This window comes from Flavobacterium sp. ZB4P23, from assembly GCF_003970375.1.
Taxonomy (GTDB): domain Bacteria; phylum Bacteroidota; class Bacteroidia; order Flavobacteriales; family Flavobacteriaceae; genus Flavobacterium.
Window position 1 is genome coordinate 33,758 of sequence record NZ_RYDK01000002.1, and the last position, 26,273, is coordinate 60,030.

Sequence of the window (26,273 nt, forward strand, 5' to 3'; positions counted from 1 at the left end):
CGAGTCATCAGAAGTGTTTCTTGCTAAAATTGTCATACTAAGAATATTTGTTTACACCCTTCAATTTAGCCTTTCAAGGTGCAAAACATCAAAAAAATGTCTACCTGAAACAGATAGACATTTTTATTAAATTTCAATGGCGCAATAAATTACTCCCAATCAAGCATGCATGCGTCAAAAAATAATACTACCCTAGAGCACCGGTAAATCCAGATATTATTTGACTTATAATGACACTCGATGTGTTAATAAGTAGATTACTTCGTAAATAACAATTCTCTGTATTTTGTTAGTGTCCAAATCTCATCATCCACTAACAGCTCCAGTTTATCACAGTGGCTTCTAATTTCTTCGAAAAATGGTTTTACTTTATCACAATAAGCTAGGGCCATTTCATGTGCATCAGTAATTGCATTGGCTTTCTTTCTAGCTTCGGTCATTTCATGAACTTTAGAATTGATCCCCTCAATATGTCCGGAAATTTCTTTGATTAAAATGATTTGTTCTTTTGCAATTTTTTCAAAATCAGCACCAAAAATCTCTTTTAGTCCCTTCACATTTTCAATCAAAGTGTTTTGGTAGCGAATGGCTGTTGGAATAACATGGTTTTGAGAAAGATCACCTAAAACTCTACCTTCAATTTGAATTTTCTTAGTATACTCCTCTAATTCTATTTCATAACGTGCCTCCACTTCAATATGATTCATGATACCCATTTCAGAAAACAAATCTAAAGCTTGCTTAGAAGCTCTTGCTTTTAGTGCTTCAGGAGTTGTTTTAAAGTTACTTAACCCTCTTTTACCTGCTTCAATTTCCCATGCTTCACTATATCCGTCTCCTTCAAAAAGGATTTTCTTAGAAACTTTGATGTACTCTCTCAAAACATTGAAAATAGCATCATCTTTTTTCATGTCTTTAGATTCTATCAGCGCATCTACTTCAATTTTGAAATCTTTTAATTGTTTTGCTACAATAGTATTCAAAGTCGTCATTGAATTAGAACAGTTAGCTGATGATCCTACTGCTCTGAACTCAAACTTATTTCCTGTAAAAGCGAATGGTGATGTTCTATTTCTATCTGTATTGTCCAAAAGAACATCTGGAATTTTCCCTACTACATTTAGTTTTAAGTCTGTTTTTTCTTCTGGAGATAGTTTCCCTGCAGTTACACCTTCTAATTCTGCTAGAACTTTAGTCAACTGCGCCCCAATAAATACGGATATAATTGCTGGTGGTGCTTCATTTGCCCCTAGTCTATGATCATTACTTGCAGTAGCAATTGCACCTCTTAATAAAGACTCGTAATCATTTACTGCTTTTATTGTATTGATAAAGAAAGTCAGAAACTGTAAATTACTCATTGGAGTTTTACTAGGGCTCAATAAATTCACTCCTGTATCTGTTGCCAAGGACCAGTTATTATGCTTTCCGGAACCGTTCACTCCTTTGAAAGGTTTTTCATGAAACAACACTTTCAAATCATGGCGTTCTCCTACTTTTTGCATCACATCCATCAACAAGCAGTTATGATCAACAGCAAGATTTGTTTCTTCAAAAATAGGAGCCAATTCAAATTGATTTGGTGCTACTTCATTATGACGTGTTTTCACAGGAATTCCTAACAACATGCATTCTTGTTCCAAGTCTCTCATATACATTAAGGCACGAGTAGGTATAGACCCAAAATAATGGTCATCTAATTGTTGCCCCTTAGCCGATGTATGTCCTAACAAAGTCCTACCGGTCATCATAAGATCAGGACGCGAATTTGCTAAAGATCTATCAATTAAGAAATATTCTTGTTCCCAACCTAAAGTTGCAGTTACCTTTTTTACATTTTTATCAAAATATTTACATACTTCGGTAGCAGCGTCATCCATAGCGGTCAAAGCTCTCAACAAAGGTGTTTTATAGTCTAAAGCTTCCCCCGTATAGGAAATAAAAACCGTTGGAATACACAAAGTAGTTCCAAAAATAAATGCTGGAGATGTTGGATCCCAAGCTGTATACCCTCTAGCTTCAAATGTATTTCTGATTCCACCATTTGGAAAACTAGATGCATCCGGTTCTTGTTGTACTAATTGAGCGCCACCAAATTTCTCTACTGGATCACTGCCATCATACGAAGTTTCAAAGAAAGCATCATGTTTTTCAGCGGTTGTTCCTGTAAGTGGCTGAAACCAGTGTGTATAATGAGTCACCCCTTTAGCCAAGGCCCACTCTTTCATTCCCATTGCGATATAATCCGCTAATTTTCTGTCTATTTTAGTTCCATGTTGAACTGCATCGCGCACTCCTTTAAAAGCATCTGAAGTTAAAAACTGTTTCATTGCTTTGTCATTAAAGACATTTGAACCAAAAATAGTTGATTTTCTATCAGTCTCTTCAAATTTTACTGGAACTCTGTTTGATGCTTCTTTCAAAGCTTGAAAACGTAATGATGACATACAATTTTGTTTTAATTAATTAAACCCCCTATTATTTTGATGCAAATATAATTTAATAATTACTTTTATAAAATATTACCTCTGTTTTTTATGGGTAACCACGTCAAATTTATTAAATTAACAAAAAATATTAATTATAATAACAACTTAGCAATTTAAACACCCCTATTTATTTTTACTGATATTTTCATAAAATAAAATAAACATAGACAATCACAAACAACAGCAAACTTTCGATTAAATATTTATTGAAGTTAAACAATCTAAAAGTATCTTTGTGCAACTTTTTAAATATATGATATATGATTGTCTGGATTTCTTTCTTAGTAGCCGTAATGATTTTCTTGGCTCTTGATTTAGGTGTTTTCAACAAAACGCCACATATTATAAGTTCAAAAGAAGCGGGTAAGTGGACTGCAATATGGGTTACTTTATCATTCCTGTTTTCCGGCGTTATTTATTGGCTCTACAACAATAATTATATCGCAAATCCGGATCAATTAACTCCCACAACAGCATCCATAAAGTTCATTACCGGATATTTAATTGAATTATCATTAAGCATTGACAACATCTTTGTCATAGCCATAATCTTTTCTGCTTTTAAAATTCCGCCACAATACCAGCATCGTGTTTTATTTTGGGGAATATTAGGGGCAATATTCTTTAGAGGCCTAATGATCTTTTTTGGCGTTATGCTAATCAATAAATTTTCTTGGATGACGTATATTTTTGGTGCTTTCCTGATCTATACTGCCATGAAAATGTTGTTTGGAAATGAAAATGAAAAATTTGAACCTAAAAAATCATTCGTCTATAAAAGCCTAAAAAAAATAATGCCCATATCTAATCATATGGATGAGGAGCATTTCTTTGTCAAAAGAAGACACATTACTGCCGCAACCCCTCTATTTGTAGCTCTTGTGGTTATTGAAGTCATGGATGTGGTTTTTGCCATTGATAGTGTTCCTGCTATTTTAGCCATTACTAATGACCCCTTTTTAGTTTTCAGTTCTAATATTTTTGCCATTCTAGGATTGCGATCCATGTATTTCTTTCTGGCTAATATGTTAGCTAAATTTAGTTATCTGGAATACAGTCTAATCGCTATTTTAAGTTTTGTTGGTGTGAAAATGTTAACCCATGACATACTAAAAAAATACAATTATGAAATTCCGGAATGGATGTCACTGGCTTTTATAGCGGTGGCTCTTATAGTGGGAATTGTAGTTTCACTTAGAAAAAACAGCAAAGAGTTTGTCTCCTAATTTTAAGGTCTATAAAAAAAGGAAATCTTTCGATTTCCTTTTTTTTTTGACTTCTCTGAAATTATAAATTTATTTTTTGAATTTCACTTTTACTAACCTTCAATGAGGACATAACTGCATCCATATTATTTTTGTTTATTGTAGAGGCAAAATTTGCTGGTACAATTACTATTCTAAAAGTTTGATTTTGTGTCCAACTGGAATCTAAAGTATTCAGATTGAAATTAGCCGCAAGAAAAATTTTAACATCAAACCTGGAATAATCAAAATTAAAATCTAATTCACCACCATTATTCAGATAATACGTTTGAGGCATTAATTTCCAAATATCTGCTCCATTTACCGTATCATACAAATGGTATACTAAAACAGAATCCGAAGAATAAATTGGCGGATCAAATACAACCAAGCTGCTATAATTATTATTGGAGTTGAACGAAGTTGTAACTTCATACACTTCAGTTCGAGGACCGTTATCAACGGTATCATATAGTTCTGTCACTTCACAACTTTGTAGAGTCATCATCCCGATGAAAACTAAAAATAAGGTAATTTTTTTCATTCGTTATCGTTTTATAATTTATATTAAAAAACTCTATTCATGAATTGTGCCAAACTTTATTTTCAAAAAAAAGTGCTTTTCAATTATGGAAAAAAAACTTAAATTATACCTAATAATCCTGGGCTTAAAAGGAACTAAAAAAGCCTCTCAGATGAAAGGCTTTTTTAAAATTTTATTACTATTCGGTTATTATTTCTCCACAACAGCCACGTCATTATTGTTTAAAATTTTGCTAAAAAACAACACATGAGAAGGTAACGCATTTTCCCAATATTCCCACGTATGCGCTCCTGGCCGTTCCGTATAATCGTGAGCAACTTTATTATAAACAAGCCTTCGGTGTAATTCTCTATTGGATTCAATCAAAAAATCATCTACACCGCAATCTATAATCAATTCCAGTTTGTTACTTTTTATTTTATCCACCATATTCAAAACTGCACTGGAGGCATATACTTCCTGTGGCGCTCCTTCAATCCCAAAAACAGGTTCCATTAATTTAGTAACTCTTTCCTTAGATTCCGGATTAATCATGCTTCCCATATCAACAGCGCCGCTCATACTTCCTGCTGCACAAAATAGTTCTGGATGTCTTGTCGAAAGATACAATGCTCCGTGACCTCCCATAGAAAGTCCCGTAATAACACGTCCTTTTCTGTTGTTTATTGTCCGATAGGTATTGTCTACTTTCTGAATTACTTCTTTTGTAATGTAGGTTTCAAACTGACTTCCCTTATTCACAGGACTATCAAGATAAAAACTGAATGTTTCTCCTTCCGGCATTACGATTATGATATTATACTGATCTGCTAAATTGTGCAATAAATTCTTATCCGGAGTTTTAGACAACCAATCATTAAAATGACCATAAGCGCTATGCAACAGATAAAGCACGGGATAATTAATCTTGCTTTTTGCATACGAACTTGGTAATACTACCGCAGCTTTATACGTTTTATTCATTGCCATACTAGGAATTTGCAATGTATCGGCTTTTGCGGCATAAGAAACGGCAACATGGCCAAAAAGAAAAAATAAGAATACAATTTGAAGTTTTTTCATACTATTCGGTTTTAAGGTAAAATGTAAATATAGTACTTTAACTCGTTGGGTGTAATTAATGAAAATTTCAATTAATCTTAACTAAAAAAATGAACCACATAGAAACATAGAAAAAAAGAGTTGGACAGCCCAATTTTTGGCTTCATATAGCTATGATTTTCTCCAAAAAAGTGAAACGACTTACATAATTTTAAAATCTATGTTTCTATGTGGTTAAAAAATTAAACGCATTGGATTACACCCAACAGCTACTTTAGAATAAATGTAATAAAGTCGCAATAATTACATGAACAAAAAAAGACCTCTCATTACTGTAAGGTCTTTAAAAAAAAAAATTAGATCACGCCCGCCCGAAAGCGGGATAAGCGATTCACACACTTTTTGCGATGCAATTCAATACTGATTACCTTAGATCCCGCCCAAAAGCGGGATAAGCGATTCACTCACTTTTTGCGATGCAAAAAGTGGTTCTCTGCTTACATATTTCTTCTGTATTGTCCACCTACTTCAAATAAAGCAGCTGTTATTTGTCCCAAGGAACAAACCTTGGTCGCTTCCATTAAATGCTCGAATAAATTTTCGTTTTTAATGGCTGCTTCCTGAAGCGTATTTAAATGATCCTTCACTATATCCTGATTGGATTGATGCAAATGGTTCAACATATCAATTTGGTATTGTTTTTCTTCCTCTGTGGCGCGAATTACTTCGGCGGGGATTACTGTTGGAGAACCTTTGGAACTCAAAAACGTATTCACACCAATGATAGGAAATTCACCTGTATGTTTCAAAGTCTCATAATACAAACTTTCTTCTTGAATTTTACTTCTTTGGTACATGGTTTCCATAGCTCCAAGCACGCCACCACGTTCTGTAATTCGGTCAAATTCTAATAAAACTGCCGCTTCGACTAAATCCGTTAGCTCTTCAATAATGAAAGCACCTTGAATTGGATTTTCATTTTTGGCCAGTCCTAATTCTTTATTGATAATCAACTGAATTGCCATCGCACGACGCACAGATTCTTCTGTAGGTGTTGTAATTGCTTCATCATACGCATTGGTATGCAAGGAATTACAATTGTCATAAATCGCATACAACGCTTGCAAAGTAGTACGAATATCATTGAAATCTATTTCCTGTGCGTGCAAAGAACGTCCCGAAGTCTGAATGTGGTATTTCAACATTTGCGCACGCTCGTTAGCGCCATATTTATTTTTCATGGCTTTCGCCCAAATTTTACGTGCCACACGACCGATAACGGCATATTCAGGATCTACACCATTCGAAAAGAAAAACGATAAGTTGGGTCCAAAATCATTGATATTCATACCACGACTCAAATAATATTCTACATACGTGAACCCATTAGAGAGCGTGAAAGCCAATTGTGTAATTGGATTTGCTCCCGCTTCGGCAATATGATACCCTGAAATAGAAACCGAATAAAAGTTCCTTACATTCTTAGTAATAAAATATTCCTGTACGTCACCCATTAATCGCAACGCAAATTCAGTAGAGAAAATACAGGTATTTTGCGCTTGATCTTCTTTAAGAATATCGGCCTGAACGGTTCCACGAACTTGAGATAACGTTCTTGCTTTTATTTCGTTATACACTTCCAAAGGTAAAACCTGATCTCCGGTTACACCCAAAAGCAGCAACCCTAAACCGTTATTCCCTTGGGGCAAATCCCCTTGATAATGCGGTCTTTCAACTCCTTTTGCTGCATATATTTTGTTGATTTTTACCTCAACTTCTTTTTCAAGGCCATTTTCTTTGATGTAAAACTCACATTGTTGGTCAATCGCTGCATTCATGAAAAACCCTAATAACATAGGTGCCGGTCCATTAATAGTCATACTCACCGAAGTCATTGCATGAACCAAATCAAAACCAGAATATAATTTCTTAGCATCATCCAAACAACAAATAGAAACTCCGGCATTACCTATTTTTCCATAAATATCAGGGCGTACATGTGGATCGTTTCCGTATAAAGTCACACTGTCAAAAGCCGTTGATAATCGTTTTGCCGGTAATCCCGCACTTACATAATGAAAACGTTTGTTCGTTCTTTCCGGTCCGCCTTCTCCGGCAAACATACGAGATGGATCTTCTCCTTCACGTTTAAAAGGATATAAACCTGCGGTAAAGGGAAATTCTCCAGGAACGTTTTCCTGCAAACACCAACGTAAAATATCACCCCAAGCTTTGTACTTTGGCAATGCAATTTTCGGAATTTGAGAATGTGAAAGGGACTCCGTGTGCGTGGCCATTTTGATTTCTCTATCCCGAACTTTGAACGTATACACCGGATTCTTGTACTTGTTTACTTTCTCGTCCCAAGTCAAAATGATTTCCCAGTTGTATGGATCCAAATCCATTTTTATTTTATCAAATTGATTTAGTAAAAGATTTAAAAATATTTTGTCCTCAGCAGCACCCGGTTTTTCAGATTCTAAAGCACTTGGCAAAACCGAATCGTCATTAATTCCTGTTTTATTCAATTCAGGGATTTTTCTAGTAACCGATTCAATCGTTTTAAAAATCCCGTACAATTTCTGAGCCACTTGTTCTTGGCTAACGGCCGTAACATCATACTTCCGGTTGCTCTCGGCAATTTCAGACAAATAACGGGTTCTGTGTGGCGGAATAACGAAAATCTTCTCGCTCATTTCACGAGTGATTTGGAATGTTGATTTCAAATCAGAATTCGTTTTTTCATGGACTTTATCCATTATCGCTTTGTACAGCGTATTCATTCCCGGATCGTTGAACTGCGAAGCAATAGTCCCAAAAACCGGAAGCGTATCTAAATTCGCATCCCATAAATTATGGTTGCGTTGGTATTGTTTTTTCACGTCTCTCAATGCATCCAGAGATCCGCGTTTGTCAAATTTGTTTATCGCTACCAAATCAGCAAAATCAAGCATGTCGATTTTTTCCAATTGAGTTGCAGCGCCAAATTCAGGCGTCATTACATATAAGGATACATCAGAGTGATCCATGATTTCTGTATCGGATTGTCCTATACCTGAGGTTTCCAGGATTATGATATCATAATTTGCTGCTTTAATCACTTGGATTGCATCGGCAACATATTTAGACAAAGCCAAATTCGATTGGCGTGTGGCCAAAGAACGCATGTAAACTCGAGGGTTATTAATAGCGTTCATTCGGATTCTATCACCTAACAAGGCACCGCCGGTTTTTCTTTTTGATGGATCGACGGATATTAATCCGATAGTTTTTTCCGGGAAATCGATTAGAAAACGACGCACTAATTCATCCACCAAAGAAGATTTTCCTGCTCCACCTGTTCCTGTGATTCCAAGAACCGGAGTTTTACAACCCTGATTCTTTTTTTGGATAACTTCCAGAGTTTTGGCCGCTATGTCTGGGAAATTCTCTGCTGATGAAATAATTCTGGCAATTGCTTTTGGATTTTTTTCTTCCAAATGTTTTATTTCATCCGTCAGTTTATCTCCAACGGGATAATCAGATTGTTGTACTAAATCATTAATCATTCCCTGCAATCCCATCGCGCGACCGTCATCCGGCGCATAAATACGGGTGATTCCGTACGCTTGCAATTCGGCAATTTCAGAAGGCAGGATTACTCCTCCTCCCCCACCAAATATCTTGATTTGCCCAGCTCCTTTTTCCTGAAGCAAGTCATACATGTATTTGAAATATTCGTTGTGTCCGCCTTGATACGAAGTTATCGCAATAGCATTCGCATCTTCCTGAATCGCGGTATTGACCACTTCTTCCACACTGCGATCGTGACCCAAATGGATTACCTCAACGCCTGTAGACTGAATGATTCTACGCATAATATTGATTGCAGCATCGTGACCGTCAAAAAGCGCAGCTGCGGTAACAATTCTTACTTTATTGTTAGGGATATATGGTTTTTGTTGTTCCATTTTATGAATATGATAATTTAAGACTGCAATTTACAATTTTATTTTAAAAATTATCCGTTGTTACTGTTGGTTATTAATAAATAATAAAGTTTATGCCATGCAGGACAACAAATAGATTAAAATTGGGCTATTTTTTTTAAACATAAAACAACCCAATCTAACTTTTTTATAAACACAGATACATTTAGTTTTGAAAAACACTAATCATTACTAAAAAACAAAGCTAAAAACAAAATGCTAATGCAAAAAATTACAATCCTAATCCATTGCAAAGATCAAAAAGCAATTATTGCCTCCGTTACAAATTATATTGCCTCCATTGATGGCAATATAATCTACCTAGACCAACACGTTGATGCTAATGAGAATGTGTTTTTCATGCGTTTAGAATGTGAATTCAATACCAAAAATTGGAATATTGAAGCTATTAAAAATGATTTTCAAGCAACGTTGGCTTCACCGTTTAATATGTCCTGGGCAATGTACACCCAAGATGAAAAACCAAAAATGGCATTATTTGTTTCAAAATACGACCATTGTTTGTATGATATTTTAGGACGCCACAGCGCTGGTGAATTGCCACTAGAAATTCCTTTGATAATAAGCAACCATGAGGATTTGAAACCAGTAGCAGACCGTTTTAATATTCCGTTTCATTATGTACCTTTTACCAAAGATACAAAAGCCGAAGGCGAGCAAAAACAACTGGATTTACTGAAGCAGTATACTATTGACTTTATTGTTTTGGCTCGCTACATGCAGATTATCACCCCTAAATTGATTGCGCAATACCCGAATCAAATCATCAACATTCATCATTCCTTTCTCCCTGCGTTTCCCGGGGCAAAACCCTATCACTCAGCTTTCATGAGAGGTGTTAAAATCATAGGCGCTACCAGTCATTATGTGACTGAGGAATTGGATGAAGGTCCAATTATCGAGCAGGATATTACCCGAGTTACACACAGTCATTCTATTGAAAATTTCATCATGAAAGGACGTGATCTGGAACGTACGGTTTTGGCAAGAGCCATAAAACTGCATGCCGAGAGAAAAACAATAGTATATGACAATAAAACGATAGTATTTCTATAGACTTATTACCCTTTAAAATCCAGGTCTTAAACAAAAAGATAACTCAAAATTAAAACCTGAGACAGTCCATCGTGTAACTTGCTACCGAGTGAACAAAAAGTATGCATTGAAACAAAGTAAAAAAAACTTAACGTATGTACAACAAAGTAATAACAAAATCTTAACAGCAAAACGCCTCTGTAAGTGTGATCTTTGCAGAGTAATAAACTGGTTATTTATTATTTTGGTTTTGGTTAGTTAAAGAATTGCCTGCATAAAAAATGCAGGCAATTTTTATTTAGCAGTGTTTATAAAAGAAAGAACAGCATCGTTAAAAACATTAGGCTGTTCCACATTGACTACATGTCCACAGTTTTGTATTACAAACAACGTAGACGATTTGTAATGATTTTCTACCACTTTTTTAACTGATGGTAAAAACATATAATCCTCTTCGCCCATCACATAAAGCGTAGGAATATTTAACTCGACCTGACGGAACCATTTGAGTACCGGATTTATTTCGGCGGTGAGTTTAAACCATTTGATAAATTCTTTTTGGTATAATTTCTTGGCCTCGTTGATAAAAAGCACCCGAGACTGTTTGTGACTTTTTTTTGGCATGATGACAAAGGCAAAAAACTGATATAAAACCAAATAAGGCAGTACATATTTAAACAAATTACCCAATCGCATCAATACTTGAGAACGGAAATTCATTTTCAATATCGCACCGCCAAGGATCATGCTTTGCACGCGTTCCGGATACATTTCAGCCAATTGTCTGATGAGTATGGTTCCCAATGAAATTCCGACAAAATGTGATTTTTCAATTTTGAGATGGTTTAAGACTTCCAGAATATCATTGGCCAAAGCCGAAAAAGTATATTTTTGTTTGAAAGCTGTTTTCAGCGTAGGTTTTGATTCCCCGTGACCGCGTAAATCCAATAATAAAACACTATGCTGTTTCTTAAAATCCCGTATTTGTTTGAACCATATAGACGAACTTCCACCAGCACCGTGAACAAAAGTTACCCATTGGTCGCTGTTTTTATTTTCGTAAATGGTATAATTGATCACGTCTTTTTTTTGTAAAAATAGCACATTAATTTTAAATCCCAATCTTAACAAATAATAATGCTTCTTTTAAGATCGTAAAATGTAAATTTGCATAAAATCATCACCCATGAAAGGATTATTGCAAGAGAAAAGTGAAATAGAAAAGCTTAAAAAAGAGTACCAAAAGTTCTCAGAACTAAATTTCCATATCGAAAATTCTTCTGTTAAATCGATCGTGACAACAGAAAAATTGATTTTAGAAGAATGCGAATTATAATTTTTGATGCATTTTTTTAAAATAGTCAAACGCTTTTAACAGCCTGCTTCCATACCAGGAAAACATTTCACCATCTACAAATACCGTTTTTGCGTGGTGTGTGTGTCTTCCTATTTCGAAAGCATCTTCCTCTTTGAAAGGATACGGCTCTGATGAAAGAAAAACCAAATCCGGATCCCCTTCTAAACGCATTTTTTTGAGTTCAATTTCCGGGTAACGTCCAGAAGTCTCGGCATTGCCTGCATATATGTTTTGAAAATGGTTTAGTTTCAGTAATTCATTGATAAAATTATTAGAACCGGCAACCATAAAAGGATTTTTCCAAATGAAATATACTACTTTTTGTTGCGGCTTATCTTTTATAAAGTTTTTAAAATCGCTCAGGGCAAAAGCCAATTTATCGTTCCATTTCTGGGCTTCGGTTCTGCAATTGAAAAGTTGACCAAAGTCGGCAATCATCTGAAAATTATCTTCAATCGTGATGATATTGGTCACCCAAACCGGACAAATTTTACGCAACTCTTCCACAATTTCAGCGGTATTTTCCTCTTTGTTACAAATGACAATATCCGGTTGCAACAATCTGATTTTTTCGTAATGCACTTTTTTGGTACCACCAACTATTTTCTTGGTCGACTTAAAATGATACGGATGCACACAGAATTTTGTAATTCCTATAATTCGGTCTTCCAAACCTAAATCATACAGCAATTCCGTTTGTGAGGGAACCAATGATATAATGCGTTTTGGCGAAGTTTCAAAAGAATGTGTTATTCCGAGTTGATCGATTAAAGTTTTTTGTCTCAAGTTTAATGTTTAATGTTTAGTAAATCTAATCAAAAATTATATTTTTAAACCATTAAGAAATTTAGAAAAATTAAGGCTTAAAAAGTTTAGCGCTAAAATTTTTGATTCAAATCTTAGCGCAAGGGTAATAAAACTTAATTTCTTAATGGTTTAAAATGAAGAATGATTGAATTCAAAATATTTTATAAAAACCCAAAAACGTTAAACGTTAAACTTCAAACTCATAATTTGCTCCATTTCCTGTTGCATTTTCAACGCTTCGGTTCTTGCTTTATCGGCAAAATCAGTTCCGTTTGAAGCATAAATAATCGCTCTGGAAGAATTGATTAGTAATCCAACATTCGCATTCATTCCGTATTTACAAACTTCAGCCAGACTTCCGCCTTGTGCTCCTACTCCGGGAACAAGCAAGAAACTGTCAGGAACAATTTTGCGAATTTCAGTGAAATATTCAGCTTTTGTTGCACCTACAACATACATCAGGTTTTCGCTGTTTTTCCAGTTTTTAGATATTTCCAAAACTTGTTTGTACAATTCTTTTCCGTTTAAGTTTAAAGTCTGAAAATCAAAAGCACCTTCGTTAGAAGTCAAAGCCAACATAATCGTATGTTTATTTTTGAAAGCCAGAAAAGGCTCCACTGAATCTTTTCCCATATAAGGAGCAACGGTAATACTGTCAAAATTCAAATCTTCAAAAAAAGCTTTGGCATACATAGCAGACGTATTGCCTATATCACCGCGTTTGGCATCGGCAATAGTAAAAATATCCGGATACGTTGAGTTGATGTAATTAATTGTTTTTTGTAGAGACGTCCATCCTTTCAAACCATACGCTTCATAAAAAGCAATATTAGGTTTATAAGCCACAGCCAAATCATGCGTTGCATCGATTATCGCTTTATTGAATTCGAAAATGGGATCTTCCAATTCTAGTAGATGCTGTGGAATTTTAGTCAAATCGATATCGAGTCCTACTGCTAGGAATGATTTCTTGCTTCTGATTTGGTCAATAAGTTGTTGTGTAGTCATTTTTTAGGTGGTGGGTTCTTAGATGTTGGGTGTTGGTTTTAAACCTTGGAATCAACATACTTTTTTAAGGATTGAATTCTTTTTTGAATTATGTTAAGCTCGGAAATAATTTCTAAGTGTAAAAACACATCCACAAAACCTATCTCTTTAGCTATTTCAATTTGAGTCTCTAATTCAAAGGCCGAACCTAAACTTATCTGTAAAAATCTAGAAAAATCCTTTTGAGAAGTTCTGGAACAACCTTCCGCTATGTTCGAAGGAATTGAAACTGCACATCTATTGATTTGAGAAACCAGTCCAAATTTTTCTTCTTTGGGAAACGAACCAGTAATAATATAAATTTTTTTAACAAGCAAAACAGAACTTTGCCAAACTTCTAAATCCCTAAAGTTTCTCATATATTTTAGTTTTACAAAAACCTATAACCTACTAAGACCTAAAACCCGGCGCCCAAAACCTATTTAAAAAACCTCGCTGGCTTCTTTCAGTTTTTCCATGTTGTTGACTAACGCCAACTCATCTACAATTTTCTGAATATCACCATTCATGATATTTCCCAAATCGTACAACGTCAAACCTACACGGTGATCCGTTACACGACCTTGTGCATAATTATAGGTACGGATTTTTGCAGAACGGTCACCAGAACTTACCTGAGACGTACGCGTTGTAGCATCTTCCGCTTGTTTTTTGGCTAATTCCTGTTCGTACAAACGGGAACGCAAAACGCCAAAAGCTTTATCTTTATTCTTGTGTTGTGATTTCTGATCCTGACATTGCGCCACCAATCCAGTTGGAATGTGCGTCAACCGAACCGCTGATTTAGTTGTATTTACCGATTGTCCACCAGGTCCTGACGAACAGAAGAAATCCACACGCACATCATTCATATCAATTTGCACATCAAATTCCTCTGCTTCCGGCAATACCATAACAGTCGCCGCTGATGTGTGAACACGTCCTTGTGTTTCCGTTTGCGGTACCCGTTGTACACGGTGAACACCCGCTTCAAACTTCAAGGTTCCGTAAACATCCTCACCGGTAACTTCAAAAATCACCTCTTTGAAACCACCCGAAGTTCCCTCATTCATATCCACTACCGACGTTCTCCAACCTCTGTTCTCACAATATTTCGTGTACATACGAAACAAATCCCCGGCAAAAATACTCGCTTCATCCCCACCCGTTCCGGCACGAATCTCCACCATAACATTTTTAGCATCTTCGGGATCTTTAGGAATCAACATAAACTTGATTTCATCCTCCAGTTCCGGCAATCTTTCCTTAGCTTCGTCCAGTTGCATTTTGGCCATTTCGGTCATATCCGCATCACTGTTATCGGCAATTATTTCGTTTGCTTCGTCAATGTTTGCCATCAAAACAACATATTCATCGCGTTTTTCAGCCAAAGCTTTTAAACTTTTGTACTCTTGATTCAATTGCACATAACGCTTCTGATCCATAATAACATCCGGCTGAATAATCAAATCCGAAATCTCATCGAAACGTTGTTTTACTATTTGAAGTCTATCTAACATTTTCTTAGTCCTTTATTTCTTCTCGTTTATATATTTTGCCCAAGGGCAGAAGTAACCTCTTATCACGATTTTTTATTTTAATCAAAATCATCTTTCGGTTTAGACCGCAAAAATACGAAAAAGTATTGCAGTTTGCAAGGTTCGTTTTTTGCTATTTCAGTAACTACTTGTCATTCCGAGGTACGAGGAATCTCATAATACAAATAGCCAATGTGATTCTTAATCATCTTATTGATATAACACGATAATCTAGAGATAATTCAACTATCGAAACATTTTCCCCGATCGCTCAGATATCCACAATCGTTAGCGCAGAATTGTATTCTGTGCCTACAAACGAGGGCAGGAAAAAACAAGTCAGAAAGCTATGTCAGTAAAACGATATTAGCTTTTTTTAATGTTTAACGCTGATTTAGAAGTTTTTGTTAGAATAATTTTGGATGCAAATTGGAGTGGGCACAGAATGCAGTTCTGCCAAACAGTAAATAAGAATATTGAAGTACTCTACGGCATTATTCTTTTTCGTTATTATGAAAACAAAACGAAATCTTTAGCCCGATTGCTCAGATATCCACAGTCGTTAGCGCAGAATTGCATTCTGTGCCCACAAACGAGGACAGGTAAAACAAGTCAAAAGAGCTAATCCATAAAACGATATTAGCTTTTTTTTTAATTTTTAAAGCTGATTTAGAAGTAATTTTGTAAATTAGTTTGGGTGTCAATTGGAGTGGGCACAGAATGCAATTCTGCGCTAACAGTAAATGAGAATATATGAAGTAATCTACGGCATTTTCTCTTTCGTTATTATGAAAATGAGACGTAATCAATAGCCCTGATGGAAGCGGCATCCCACGCTTTTTAGCGTGGATACAGCGGACAGCAGGAAGATGGGTTCTTGAAAAAACGCCATTCGTACTGCTCCTAATAAACAGCACGTCCTAACCGTTCATAACTCCACAAAATTTCTTTTTAATACCAATTTGTAAATTCCTAATTTGCGCCCTCAAAATAAGTAGCAAAAATGAAGGTCTGTATTACCGATCGCTCGAATATCCACAATCGTTAGCGCAGAATTGTATTCTGTGCCCATAACGATAAGCAAATAAATAATAGACCAACTGAATGGGATTGCTTCGTTCCTCGCAATGAATCACATACCAGTTCATAACTCCTGTCGATTTCTTTTTAATACCAATTTCTAAATTCCTACTTTGCACCCTTAAATCAGTAGGAAAAAATGAAGGTCTGTATTGCCGAAAAACCAAGTGTCGCCCGCGAAATCGCATCCGTTTTGGGAGCTAATACCAAGCATGACGGATATTATGAAGGCAATGGTTATCAGGTCACCTACACTTTTGGGCATTTATGTACCTTAAAAGAACCGAACGATTACAAGCCCCATTGGAAAAGTTGGGATTTGAACAATCTACCCATGCTTCCCGACAAATTCGAAACTAAAGTGGTCGAGAATTCGGGGATCCAAAAGCAATTCCGAATCATAAAAAGCCTTTTCGACAAAGCCGAGTTGGTCATCAACTGCGGGGATGCCGGGCAAGAGGGTGAACTTATTCAACGCTGGGTGATGAACGAAGCCAATTATAAAGGCGAGGTGCAACGCTTGTGGATTTCTTCCCTAACCACCGAAGCCATCAAAGAGGGTTTCCAGAACTTGAAACCATCTGCCTACTATGATAATTTATACTATGCAGGATTTTCCAGAGCCATTGGCGACTGGTTACTGGGCATGAATGCCACGCGTTTGTACACCGTAAAACATGGCGGATACAAACAAGTTTTGTCTATTGGCAGGGTACAAACCCCAACATTGGCAATGGTTGTGGACCGATTCAAGGAAATCGAGAATTTCAAACCGCAACCGTATTGGGAGTTGCAAACTTTATACAGAGAAACGCTTTTCAGCTATGAAGAAGGGCGCTTTTTGAAAAAAGAAGATGGCGAACTCTTGGCCAATAAGGTCAAGGAAAGTGAGTTCGAAATAGTTTCGGTCGAAAAAAAGAATGGCAATGAGTTTGCACCTAAACTATTTGATTTAACAGGATTACAGGTGTATTGCAATACCAAATTTGGTTTTACGGCAGATGAAACACTCAAAATTGTCCAAACTTTGTACGAACAAAAAGTAGTTACGTATCCCAGAGTTGATACGACGTTTTTGCCCAATGATATCTATCCAAAAGTGGCTGGGATTCTGAAAAACTTGACGAATTATGCTGCATTGACGCAACCGCTTTTGGAAAAAAAGATAAAAAAATCGACCAAAGTTTTCAACGATAAAAAAGTTACGGATCACCATGCGATTATTCCAACGGGGATTCAATCCAACTTGCAATACAATCAGCAGCAAGTATATGACATAATTACCAAGCGATTTATAGCCGTGTTTTATGACGATTGTTTGGTTGCCAATACCATCGTTATTGGGAAAGCAGCAGATGTAGCCTTCAAAACGACAGGAAAAGAAATCCTTAAAAAGGGATTTCGCGTAGTCTTTGAAGATCCAAACGCCAAAGAAAAAGAAGCCGATATTTTACCGAGTTTTGTTGTAGGTGAAAAAGGGCCACATGAACCCTCGTTTTTAGAAAAGGAAACCAAACCACCGAATCAGTTCACCGAAGCTACTTTATTGCGCGCCATGGAAACCGCAGGCAAGCAAGTGGATGATGAAGATTTACGCGAATTGATGAAAGAAAACGGTATTGGGCGTCCCTCCACGCGAGCCAATATTATTGAAACGCTGTTTAAACGCCAATACATCATTAGGAACAAAAAACAGGTATTGCCAACACCTACGGGAATTCAGCTTATTGACACCATTCAAAATGATTTGGTGAAATCAGCTGAACTCACCGGCTCTTGGGAAAAGCAGTTGAAAGATATTGAAAAAGGAACTTTTACCGCTGCTGCGTTTATTAAGAACATGAAAAACATGGTAGAAGCTTTGGTCTATGAAGTGCGAAGTGAAACCAGACGTGCCAATATCTCGCATGTGGGAAGCATTCAAAAAGAAGTTGTCAAAGTCGAGAAAAAGAAAGCCGCAGGAATTTTGGCGGAAGCCTGTCCAAAATGCAGAAAAGGAACACTTATCAAAGGAAAATCTTCATTTGGATGTACCAATTATAAAGCAGGTTGCACGTTCCTATTGCCTTACACTTTTGCAGAGAAAAAAATATCCGAGAACCAATACTTGCGATTACTACAAAAAGGATCTACTGTAAACATGAAAGATTTTAAAACTGATATCGGCACTGTGGAAGGTTTGCTTCGTTTTGACGAAAATTTCCAACTTCAATTAGAAGCCAAGAAAGCTTTAAAAAAAGTCATTCCGGACGAATTAGCCTGTCCGAAATGCAAGAAAGGAACGGTGCTAAAAGGAAAAATGGCTTATGGCTGCAGCGATTATAAATCAGGCTGTGATTTCAAAGTGCCTTTTGATGTGGTCAGAGCAAAACTGAAAGATCAAAAACCAACTAAAGAATTGGTTTATATTATTTTGAATGAAAGTGATTAAATTTTGTTTTAACCATATAAGTAGCAAGAAAGATATATTGTCGCAATTATTAAAAAGAGTTTTTGCCACAGATTGTAAGGATTAAAAAGATTTTTAAAATTACATAACGAATTAATCTGTGCTAATCTGTGAAATCTGTGGCAAAGAAATTTAGTGCTTTATTAAAATACGACATTAAATTTTAGTCATTACTTAAGTTATATAAGAAAACCCGTTGGGTGCAATTATTCAAAACGTCAGTTCGAGTGTTTTTTGTGTAGTAAAACGGAACAAACTTCTCGATACGCTTCGCACTCGAAGTGACGTGTATCGAGAACCGTTTTTAATACTAATTTTCTAGTTCTCGATATAATCCCGCCCAAAAGCGGGATCACTCGAACTGACGAAAATTATCATCAAAAATTAATTGCACCCAACGGGTTAAGAAAGTTAGTTTATTTGTCACATTGGCTGAAGAGAACGTAAGTTAAAACATTCTTTATGAACTATGCGACTTTCCTTAAATGAACTGTTTTTTTCCTTTATTCTATTCAAATTAAAAACTTATATGACTTATATGGTGAACCTGTGATTCCAAAACTAAAAAAGCGACGTTATTCTATTTTTTCTTAATTTAGCAGTTCAAAATAAAACCAAATATTTACACCAATGTTTCAAAAAACAACTCTTATATTACTTTTGTTAACCATTTTTTCCTGCAAAGAATCGGATGCAAATGAATTAGAAAAAATGAAAGCCGCCAATTGGATTTTAGGAAATTGGGAAAATAAGTCCGTTGATGGAAATCTTTCTGAAACTTGGAAAAAAGTAAACGACAGTACTTTTGAAGCGCAATCCTATTTTATCAAAGAAAAAGACACTTTGCATTTTGAATCTATTATTTTGCAACAAAAAGGAGAAGAATTAACGTATTCAACTATGGTAAAAGGACAAAACGAGGATAAAGCAGTCGCATTCAAGTTGACAACGACAACTGAGAAACAACTGGTTTTTGAAAACCCGAAATATGATTATCCTCAAAAAATTATTTATAGTGAAATCAATCCAGACAGTATAGTGGTAAAAATTTCAGGAATCCAGCAAGGAAAACCCAGTTCCGAACAATATTCAATGAAAAAAATCAACTAAAATTTTAACATTTTAGTTCCAATCAAAACCTTGCTCGAAATAAGCAAGGTTTTTTTATACCGTTAAAAAACTGTTTTGCAGTGGAATAAAAATTAATTTTAAATATTATCTGTAATTAGTCTAAATAAGTTTTGTTAAGAGCAAAAGCACTCTTATATTTGCAACTTATTTTTAATTAATCTAAATAAATGAAAAAGATACCTGCCTTTTACCTGTTCGTTTTGCTTTTTGGAATAACGGTTACTGCTCAAGAAAAGAAAGAGCAAGAAAAAGATACCTTAAAAACATTGAAAGAAGTGATTATAAACACCAACAAATACAGGTATAAAAGAGAAAAAAGTACCACAGTCTCTAAAATGCCTTTGAATAATATTGAAAATCCACAGGTGTACAACACCGTTACCAGCGAGTTAATGAAAGAACAAGTGGTTACTAACTTTAGTGATGCGCTAAAAAATGCAACTGGAATCACGCGTCTTTGGGAATCAACCGGGCGTGGCGGCGATGGTGCTGAATATTTTTCCATGAGAGGTTTTTCAGTTCAGCCAACAATGATCAACGGGCTTCCCGGAATCAACAATGGAAGTATTGATCCGGCCAACGTGGACAATATTGAAGTGATCAAAGGACCTTCAGGAACATTATTTGGCAGTAGTTTGATTTCATACGGAGGTTTAATAAATATTGTAACTAAAAAACCTTATTCAAGATTTGGTGGAGAAATCAGTTATAATGCCGGATCGTATGGTATGGATCGCCTTACTGCAGATGTAAATATCCCACTAAACACAGATGTTTCCGTACGAATCAATACAGCCTACCAAAAAGAAAATTCGTTTCAGGATGCCGGTTTTGGCAAATCCTTTTTCTTTGCGCCTTCCTTGAGTTATAAAGTTAGTGATAAACTTTCGTTCTTGATCAATACTGAATTTACAAACCGAAATTCATCAAATGCCCCGATGCTTTTCTTGAACAGAAATTCCGCTCTATCATTTGATTCGATGGAATTATTCGAAAAAAACTATAATAAATCATTCACTTCAAACGAGCTGTCCATCAGCAATCCTACTTATAATTTACAGGCTCAAATGTTTTATAAAATATCGGATCAGTGGACTTCACAAACGGTATTATCCAGAAGCAACAGTAAAACAAATGGGTATTATTCCTATTTATTTGATGCATCAAACGGAAATGATTTTACACGATTCATTTCTAAAAGAAACGGAGAAACTTTAGCAACGGATATTCAACAAAATTTTATTGGAGACTTTAAAATTGGAAACTTAAGAAACCGATTGGTTGCTGGTGTCGATTATTATAAATCAAATATTATAAACGGGAGTACCGGTTGGGTTGGAAACGGAATTGTCTCCTTAATCGATGGATCAGATACTGGAGATTTGACCCAAGCGGGAGTTGATAATCTTTTAGTAGATTCGTTTGACGGAAATTCAACTGCTGAAATTGAGGTTATTAGTGCGTACGCCTCAGATGTGTTGAATGTTACCGATAAATTATCGGCAATGATTAGTTTGCGCGTCGATCATTTCAAATCGAAAACAGCGACCGAAGAAAACAGCCAAGCAGCCGTTTCTCCAAAATTCGGTCTGGTTTATATGTTGATTAAAGATAAAGTTTCGGTTTTTTCAAATTATATGAATGGCTTTGTAAATGTAACGCCACGAGAAGTTTCTGAAGTGGATGGTTCTAATCCAAGAATGGAATCTTTTGATCCGGAGCAAGCTAATCAATATGAATTTGGATTAAAAACAAACTTATACAAAGACATCATTTCGGCATCGATTAGCTACTACAACATTGATGTAAAAAACCGATTAATGACGGATCCAAACAATATTAACAACGCAATTCAGGGCGGTGAAGTCAACAGTAAAGGAGTTGAAATCAGTTTTACGGCAAACCCAATGAAAGGATTTAATGTGATTGCTGGATTCAGTAATAACAAAAGTGAAGTTACAAAAGACAATCCCGGTGATGGATATTTAGGATTAAGACCTGAAGAAGCCGGACCAGAAACGCTAGTAAATTTTTGGGCAAATTACACGTTGACTTCCGGGAAATTAAAAGGATTCGGTCTTGGATTTGGCGGAAACCATGCCAGTGAATATAAAACGTTGAACAGAGCGAATATCGGAACGTTTGCCTTACCAAGTTATACCATATTAAATTCGGCTTTGTCGTATTCAAATGATAAATTCAATTTAGCTTTAAAATTAAATAATATATTAAACGAAAAATATTATTCAGGTTGGTCTACTGTAACTCCACAGCGATTAAGAAGTGTAACTGCCGGTTTGACATATAAATTTTAAGATTCCTAATTCGTTTTGTCTAACTAAACTCCTCTTTTCCTGGAGGAGTTTAATCCATTTATAATGAAAAATAACACCTTAAAAAAAGCAATCCTAAAAATCCATCTTTGGCTTGGCTTATCCTCAGGCGTACTTGTTTTCATAATTGCCATCACGGGAAGTTTGTATGCCTTTCAGGAAGAAATACAAGATTACACCGATGAGTACAGGTTTGTTACAAAACAGGAAAAACCATTTCTATTACCTACGCAATTGGAAGAAATTGCCCGAAAAGAAATTCCAAACAAAGTGTTACATGCCATAAAATACAATGGTTCTGTCAAATCAGTGGAAGCTATATTTTTCCATTACGAACCTTCCTATCATTATATTGTGTACCTCAATCCGTATACAGGTGAAGTCCTTGAAAAAACCAATATGGAAGATGGGTTTTTTAACTTTATTCTTGACGGTCATTTTTATCTTTGGCTGCCTCATGAAATCGGACAAACCGTTACGGCATCGGCAACTTTAGTGTTTTTGATTCTGCTGATTACGGGAATGATTCTTTGGTATCCAAAAAATAAAAATGCTGCCAAACAACGTTTTTGGTTTAAATGGAAAAAAGGATTAAAATGGAAACGCAAAAACTATGACTTGCATAATATTACTGGCTTATACGTGCTTATAATTGCCCTTATTTTTGCAATTACGGGTTTAGTCTGGGGTTTCCAATGGTTTGGTTATTCTTATTATACGGTTCTTGGTGGAGAAAAATCATTGGTTTATGAAGATCCAATTTCGACTATAAAAACAAAAAAAGTAGATAAACCGCTGGATCAAATTTGGACTTTGATGCAAAAAGAATATCCAAAAGCAAAATCTATAGAAGTGCATCCACCGGAAAGTGCCAATTCTTCTATTGCTGCAAATGCAAATCCTGAGGAAGGCACCTATTGGAAAATAGACTATCGTTATTTTGACCAATACAACCTAGAAGAACAAAAAGTAGATCACCTTTACGGAAGGTATAAAGAAGCTAAAATTGCCGACAAACTGCTGCTCTTGAATTACGACATTCATACGGGTGCCGTTTTTGGAATAGCCGGAAAAATATTTGCCTTTTTAATCAGTTTACTTATTGCGAGTCTTCCTATAACCGGATGCTATATTTGGTGGGGAAGAAACCGAAAATCAAATGTTAAAATTTAACATTTCACGCTAAAATTAAAAATCCTTGTCTAAAAGCAAGGATTTTTTTATTTAAAAAACTGTATTACAATACATTAAAAAACATTTAAATTATTATCCATATTTAATCTAAATAAGTTTTGTTAAATCAAATTCAGATTCTATATTTGCATCGTTATTTTTAATCATTCCAAATAAACAACCATGAGAAACATTTTAATACCCGTTTTAGTTTTGTTATTCAGCATAAGTGGCTTTGCACAAGAAACAGCACAAGCAATTGAAAATACCGCAGACACGGAAACATTTGATAGCGTTTTAGACACCATAAAAAACAAAAAAAGAGAAATTCTTAAAGAAGTAATTGTAACTCCAAATCAGCATAAAAAACCACTATCAGCAGTACGATCCGGTTTGGAACCAATGGATATTCCCCAAAGCATACAAGTGATAGGAAATGAAATCATCGAACAGCAACAGGCAATCAGATTAAGTGATGTCATCAAAAACGTAAATGGAGTCTATGTGGGTTCCGCTCGTGGCAGTGCACAGGAATCCTTCTTTTCAAGAGGGTATGACATGTCTGCCAACAATATGTTTAAAAATGGATTCCGTTTTAACAGTGGTTCAATCCCGGAAGTTTCTTCATTAGAGAAAGTAGAAGTCCTAAAAGGAAGTGCCGCTTTATTGTTTGGAAATGTAGCACCCGGAGGAATATTGAATATGGTGACCAAAATCCCTTCCTTTAAAAAAGGAGGAGAAATTGCGATGCAAATGGGCAGCTATTCTTTTTACAAACCTTCCATCGATATTTACGGTCCCTTAAATGATAATATTGCCTATCGATTCACCGGCTCTTATGAAAACTCTGAAAGCTTCAGAGATAATGTGACCAAAGAACGGTATTACATCAATCCTTCTTTCCTTTTTACAGTGAGTGCCAAGACTGAAATCATAGTACAAGGAGATTATCTGCACGATGACTGGACTCCGGATTTTGGTACTGGAATCATCGGAAAAGAAATTGTTGAACTTCCTCGAAATACTTATTTAGGGGCAAATTGGTCTAATGGACAAACAAAACAAGCCACCGTATCTACCTTAGTAAAACATGATTTTAACAGCAATTGGAAATTAAACTTCAATACCTCTTTTCAAAACTACGACCGAACTTCAAAAGGAACGGAACGCATTCAACCGGCAACAAACGGTGACTGGAAAAGACCCTTAGGACAAAACAAAAATCTGGAACAAATCATTGGAGAACAATTCAGCATACAAGGTAACTTTAAAACTGGAAAGGTAAAACACCAACTATTCACGGGAGTTGATATGGAAAATGCATTTACACAAGCCTATGCTTTTGCATTCAGCCCTACAACCTATGGCAGTGGAAACATTTTTGATTTTGAAAATTTCAATCAAGGCGGTGCCATACCGGATGCAACTACAACCAGAATCGTAAAAACAGACACCAACCGTTTTGGGATATACGCCCAAGATTTAATTTCACTAACCGATAAATTTAAAGTTTTAGCAGGAATTAGGTGGTCTTGGCAAGAAGCTCAAGTAGCGACAACGGATGTCCTTAAAACCACAGTTACCGAAGCTCCAAAACGCAAAGATGTTGCTTTCACCCCAAAACTAGGACTTGTATTTCAACCTACAAAAAACATGTCCCTTTTTGCAAGTTACTCCAATTCATTTACACCAAACACCGGAACTACAGTAGATTTAAAAGCCATTGAACCGTCTATCATAGACCAGTATGAAGTTGGAATCAAAAAGGATTTCTGGAGAGGAATACTAAGCACAAACGTAACGGTGTACCAAATTACCAATAGCAACTTAGCACAAACTGCTGAATTCAAAGCCGATGGTTCCAGCAATATCGATACATCGATAAAAATTTTAAGCGGCGAAACCACCAGCAAAGGGGTCGAATTTGACATTATTGCAAAACCCATAGAAGGCTTAAATATCATAGCCGGTTACAGTTATAATGACATGCGCTATACTAAAACATCCGGTATAAAAGGAAGCTTTATAGAAGGAGATCGTTTGGCCAGAACTCCGGCTAATACAGCTAATCTAAGCTTTTTTTATACGCTGCCTTCCGGAATATTAGAAGGAGTATCTGTTGGAGCTTTAGGGAATTATATTGGAAAAAGAGTAGGCGGATGGAATAATCAAATTGACCAATCCTTGCCTAACGGGATTTATGACCGAGAAATTCCAATAAAAGGATACACCACAATTGATGTTTCAGTAGGATACAACTGGGAGAAATTCTCTCTATTATGCAGATTGTCAAATATTACAAATGTTTTGAATTATACCGTACATGAAAATTACAGTGTAAACCCAACAGCACCTCGTCAAGTGATGACCAGCTTAAAATATAAATTCTAATTAAACCTTTTACCAAATAAAAAGTCTGATACATAATTCAAAACCTAAAATTCAAACCCATGATGAAAATAAAAGCAAGAAATTTACACCGTGATTTAGGGTATTTCTATATCGGATTAATTGTTTCTTTTGCCATCTCAGGACTTATGATGAACCACAGAGAATACTGGCATCCGGAAAAATACACTACCGAAACCAAGGCGATCCAAGTAAAAGTTTTTGCTGAAAATGAAATTAATGAAAAATTTGCTGAAGATTTAGGCAAACAATTGGGCATCGATGATAAAATGAGACGTCAAATGGTAAAAAAAGGAACCTTTAAAATTTCTTTTGAAAAGCACGATGTCGAAATTGACCTGAAAACTGGAAAAGGAGAAATTGTTTCCTTCTCTAAAACGCCAATTATCAGCCAAACGATGAAATTGCATAAAAACACCTCTAATTTTTGGATTTATTATTCTGATATTTTTGCGATCAGCTTAATCATTATTGCCTTAACAGGAACGGTTATGATTAAAGCCGGAAAATTCAGTTGGAAAAACAGGGGTTGGAAACTAGCCGTTGCCGGAATTATATTTCCGTTATTATTCTTGTTTTTATTTGGCTAAATTTCTGCTTCAATCCTGCTAAACTAAGTTGACTTAAA

At 35.7% G+C, this 26,273-nt stretch carries 18 protein-coding genes; 9 read left to right on the top strand and 9 right to left on the bottom strand.

What is annotated here, in order from left to right:
- Window positions 1-257 precede the first annotated feature (257 nt).
- Window positions 258-2,447, bottom strand: coding sequence for a glutamine synthetase III (locus EKL99_RS03375; protein WP_126460970.1), 2,190 nt, complete (start codon window positions 2,445-2,447; stop codon window positions 258-260).
- A 302-nt stretch (window positions 2,448-2,749) separates the two neighbouring features.
- Between EKL99_RS03375 and EKL99_RS03380 the strand changes: the two genes are divergently transcribed.
- On the top strand, window positions 2,750-3,715 hold the full coding sequence (locus EKL99_RS03380; RefSeq protein WP_126460973.1) for a TerC family protein: 966 nt from the start codon (window positions 2,750-2,752) through the stop codon (window positions 3,713-3,715).
- Between the two features lie 61 nt (window positions 3,716-3,776).
- Here the strand turns inward: EKL99_RS03380 and EKL99_RS03385 are convergent, their stop codons facing one another.
- The 3 genes from EKL99_RS03385 to EKL99_RS03395 all read right to left on the bottom strand — a co-directional run bounded on the left by EKL99_RS03385 (window position 3,777) and on the right by EKL99_RS03395 (window position 9,268).
- On the bottom strand, window positions 3,777-4,277 hold the full coding sequence (locus tag EKL99_RS03385; protein ID WP_126460976.1) for a hypothetical protein: 501 nt from the start codon (window positions 4,275-4,277) through the stop codon (window positions 3,777-3,779).
- A 189-nt stretch (window positions 4,278-4,466) separates the two neighbouring features.
- Window positions 4,467-5,339 (bottom strand): alpha/beta hydrolase family protein, encoded by an 873-nt coding sequence (locus EKL99_RS03390; RefSeq protein ID WP_126576401.1) that lies wholly within the window; start codon window positions 5,337-5,339, stop codon window positions 4,467-4,469.
- A gap of 476 nt (window positions 5,340-5,815) precedes the next feature.
- On the bottom strand, window positions 5,816-9,268 hold the full coding sequence (locus EKL99_RS03395) for a methylmalonyl-CoA mutase family protein (protein WP_126576402.1): 3,453 nt from the start codon (window positions 9,266-9,268) through the stop codon (window positions 5,816-5,818).
- 240 nt (window positions 9,269-9,508) lie between these two features.
- On the opposite strand from EKL99_RS03395, the gene purU reads away from it, so the two are divergent.
- Window positions 9,509-10,363: a formyltetrahydrofolate deformylase gene (purU, locus tag EKL99_RS03400; RefSeq protein WP_126555609.1), complete on the top strand. Its 855-nt coding sequence runs from the start codon at window positions 9,509-9,511 to the stop codon at window positions 10,361-10,363.
- Window positions 10,364-10,636: 273 nt separating this feature from the next.
- On the opposite strand, the gene EKL99_RS03405 is transcribed toward purU, so the two are convergent.
- A complete protein-coding gene (locus tag EKL99_RS03405; protein WP_126461574.1) occupies window positions 10,637-11,422 on the bottom strand; it encodes an alpha/beta fold hydrolase in 786 nt (261 codons plus the stop codon).
- A gap of 106 nt (window positions 11,423-11,528) precedes the next feature.
- Between EKL99_RS03405 and EKL99_RS14500 the strand changes: the two genes are divergently transcribed.
- Window positions 11,529-11,678, top strand: a complete 150-nt coding sequence (locus EKL99_RS14500; RefSeq protein WP_197037202.1) for a hypothetical protein — start codon at window positions 11,529-11,531, stop codon at window positions 11,676-11,678.
- Here EKL99_RS14500 and EKL99_RS03410 read toward each other — a convergent pair.
- The 4 genes from EKL99_RS03410 to prfA all read right to left on the bottom strand — a co-directional run bounded on the left by EKL99_RS03410 (window position 11,673) and on the right by prfA (window position 15,052).
- The gene (locus EKL99_RS03410; protein ID WP_197037203.1) at window positions 11,673-12,485 is read right to left on the bottom strand and encodes an ABC transporter substrate-binding protein; all 813 of its coding nucleotides are present in this window, start codon (window positions 12,483-12,485) and stop codon (window positions 11,673-11,675) included. The two genes, EKL99_RS14500 and EKL99_RS03410, sit on opposite strands and share 6 nt — an antisense overlap.
- Before the next feature lie 201 nt (window positions 12,486-12,686).
- Complete coding sequence (gene pyrF, locus EKL99_RS03415) at window positions 12,687-13,514, bottom strand: orotidine-5'-phosphate decarboxylase (RefSeq protein ID WP_126576403.1); 828 nt, start codon at window positions 13,512-13,514, stop codon at window positions 12,687-12,689.
- 38 nt (window positions 13,515-13,552) lie between these two features.
- Window positions 13,553-13,912 carry a four helix bundle protein gene (locus EKL99_RS03420; RefSeq protein ID WP_126460991.1) on the bottom strand — a complete coding sequence of 120 codons (360 nt, stop codon included), beginning with the start codon at window positions 13,910-13,912 and terminating at the stop codon, window positions 13,553-13,555.
- A 63-nt stretch (window positions 13,913-13,975) separates the two neighbouring features.
- On the bottom strand, window positions 13,976-15,052 hold the full coding sequence (gene prfA / locus EKL99_RS03425; protein ID WP_126460993.1) for a peptide chain release factor 1: 1,077 nt from the start codon (window positions 15,050-15,052) through the stop codon (window positions 13,976-13,978).
- Between the two features lie 1,237 nt (window positions 15,053-16,289).
- On the opposite strand from prfA, the gene EKL99_RS03430 reads away from it, so the two are divergent.
- The 6 genes from EKL99_RS03430 to EKL99_RS03455 all read left to right on the top strand — a co-directional run bounded on the left by EKL99_RS03430 (window position 16,290) and on the right by EKL99_RS03455 (window position 26,235).
- Window positions 16,290-18,581, top strand: a complete 2,292-nt coding sequence (locus EKL99_RS03430; protein ID WP_126576404.1) for a DNA topoisomerase 3 — start codon at window positions 16,290-16,292, stop codon at window positions 18,579-18,581.
- Between the two features lie 648 nt (window positions 18,582-19,229).
- A complete protein-coding gene (locus EKL99_RS03435) occupies window positions 19,230-19,709 on the top strand; it encodes a DUF6265 family protein (protein ID WP_126576405.1) in 480 nt (159 codons plus the stop codon).
- A 188-nt stretch (window positions 19,710-19,897) separates the two neighbouring features.
- Entirely contained in the window at window positions 19,898-22,045 is a 2,148-nt protein-coding gene (locus EKL99_RS03440) for a TonB-dependent siderophore receptor (RefSeq protein WP_126461005.1), read from the top strand.
- 63 nt (window positions 22,046-22,108) lie between these two features.
- Window positions 22,109-23,236, top strand: a complete 1,128-nt coding sequence (locus EKL99_RS03445) for a PepSY domain-containing protein (protein WP_126576406.1) — start codon at window positions 22,109-22,111, stop codon at window positions 23,234-23,236.
- Window positions 23,237-23,419: 183 nt separating this feature from the next.
- Complete coding sequence (locus tag EKL99_RS03450; RefSeq protein ID WP_126576407.1) at window positions 23,420-25,627, top strand: TonB-dependent siderophore receptor; 2,208 nt, start codon at window positions 23,420-23,422, stop codon at window positions 25,625-25,627.
- Window positions 25,628-25,686: 59 nt separating this feature from the next.
- Window positions 25,687-26,235 carry a PepSY-associated TM helix domain-containing protein gene (locus tag EKL99_RS03455; protein WP_126564400.1) on the top strand — a complete coding sequence of 183 codons (549 nt, stop codon included), beginning with the start codon at window positions 25,687-25,689 and terminating at the stop codon, window positions 26,233-26,235.
- Window positions 26,236-26,273: the final 38 nt, after the last annotated feature.

Bases quoted from the DNA above. Each gene is read 5' to 3' on its own strand.
- pyrF (WP_126576403.1), bottom strand. From the start codon at position 13,514: ATGACTACACAACAACTTATTGACCAAATCAGAAGCAAGAAATCATTC.
- EKL99_RS03390 (WP_126576401.1), bottom strand. From the start codon at position 5,339: ATGAAAAAACTTCAAATTGTATTCTTATTTTTTCTTTTTGGCCATGTT.
- EKL99_RS03380 (WP_126460973.1), top strand. From the start codon at position 2,750: ATGATTGTCTGGATTTCTTTCTTAGTAGCCGTAATGATTTTCTTGGCT.
- purU (WP_126555609.1), top strand. From the start codon at position 9,509: ATGCAAAAAATTACAATCCTAATCCATTGCAAAGATCAAAAAGCAATT.
- EKL99_RS03420 (WP_126460991.1), bottom strand. From the start codon at position 13,912: ATGAGAAACTTTAGGGATTTAGAAGTTTGGCAAAGTTCTGTTTTGCTT.
- EKL99_RS03450 (WP_126576407.1), top strand. From the start codon at position 23,420: ATGAGAAACATTTTAATACCCGTTTTAGTTTTGTTATTCAGCATAAGT.
- EKL99_RS03440 (WP_126461005.1), top strand. From the start codon at position 19,898: ATGAAAAAGATACCTGCCTTTTACCTGTTCGTTTTGCTTTTTGGAATA.
- EKL99_RS03455 (WP_126564400.1), top strand. From the start codon at position 25,687: ATGATGAAAATAAAAGCAAGAAATTTACACCGTGATTTAGGGTATTTC.
- prfA (WP_126460993.1), bottom strand. From the start codon at position 15,052: ATGTTAGATAGACTTCAAATAGTAAAACAACGTTTCGATGAGATTTCG.
- EKL99_RS03430 (WP_126576404.1), top strand. From the start codon at position 16,290: ATGAAGGTCTGTATTGCCGAAAAACCAAGTGTCGCCCGCGAAATCGCA.
- EKL99_RS03395 (WP_126576402.1), bottom strand. From the start codon at position 9,268: ATGGAACAACAAAAACCATATATCCCTAACAATAAAGTAAGAATTGTT.
- EKL99_RS03385 (WP_126460976.1), bottom strand. From the start codon at position 4,277: ATGAAAAAAATTACCTTATTTTTAGTTTTCATCGGGATGATGACTCTA.
- EKL99_RS03435 (WP_126576405.1), top strand. From the start codon at position 19,230: ATGTTTCAAAAAACAACTCTTATATTACTTTTGTTAACCATTTTTTCC.
- EKL99_RS03375 (WP_126460970.1), bottom strand. From the start codon at position 2,447: ATGTCATCATTACGTTTTCAAGCTTTGAAAGAAGCATCAAACAGAGTT.
- EKL99_RS14500 (WP_197037202.1), top strand. From the start codon at position 11,529: ATGAAAGGATTATTGCAAGAGAAAAGTGAAATAGAAAAGCTTAAAAAA.
- EKL99_RS03445 (WP_126576406.1), top strand. From the start codon at position 22,109: ATGAAAAATAACACCTTAAAAAAAGCAATCCTAAAAATCCATCTTTGG.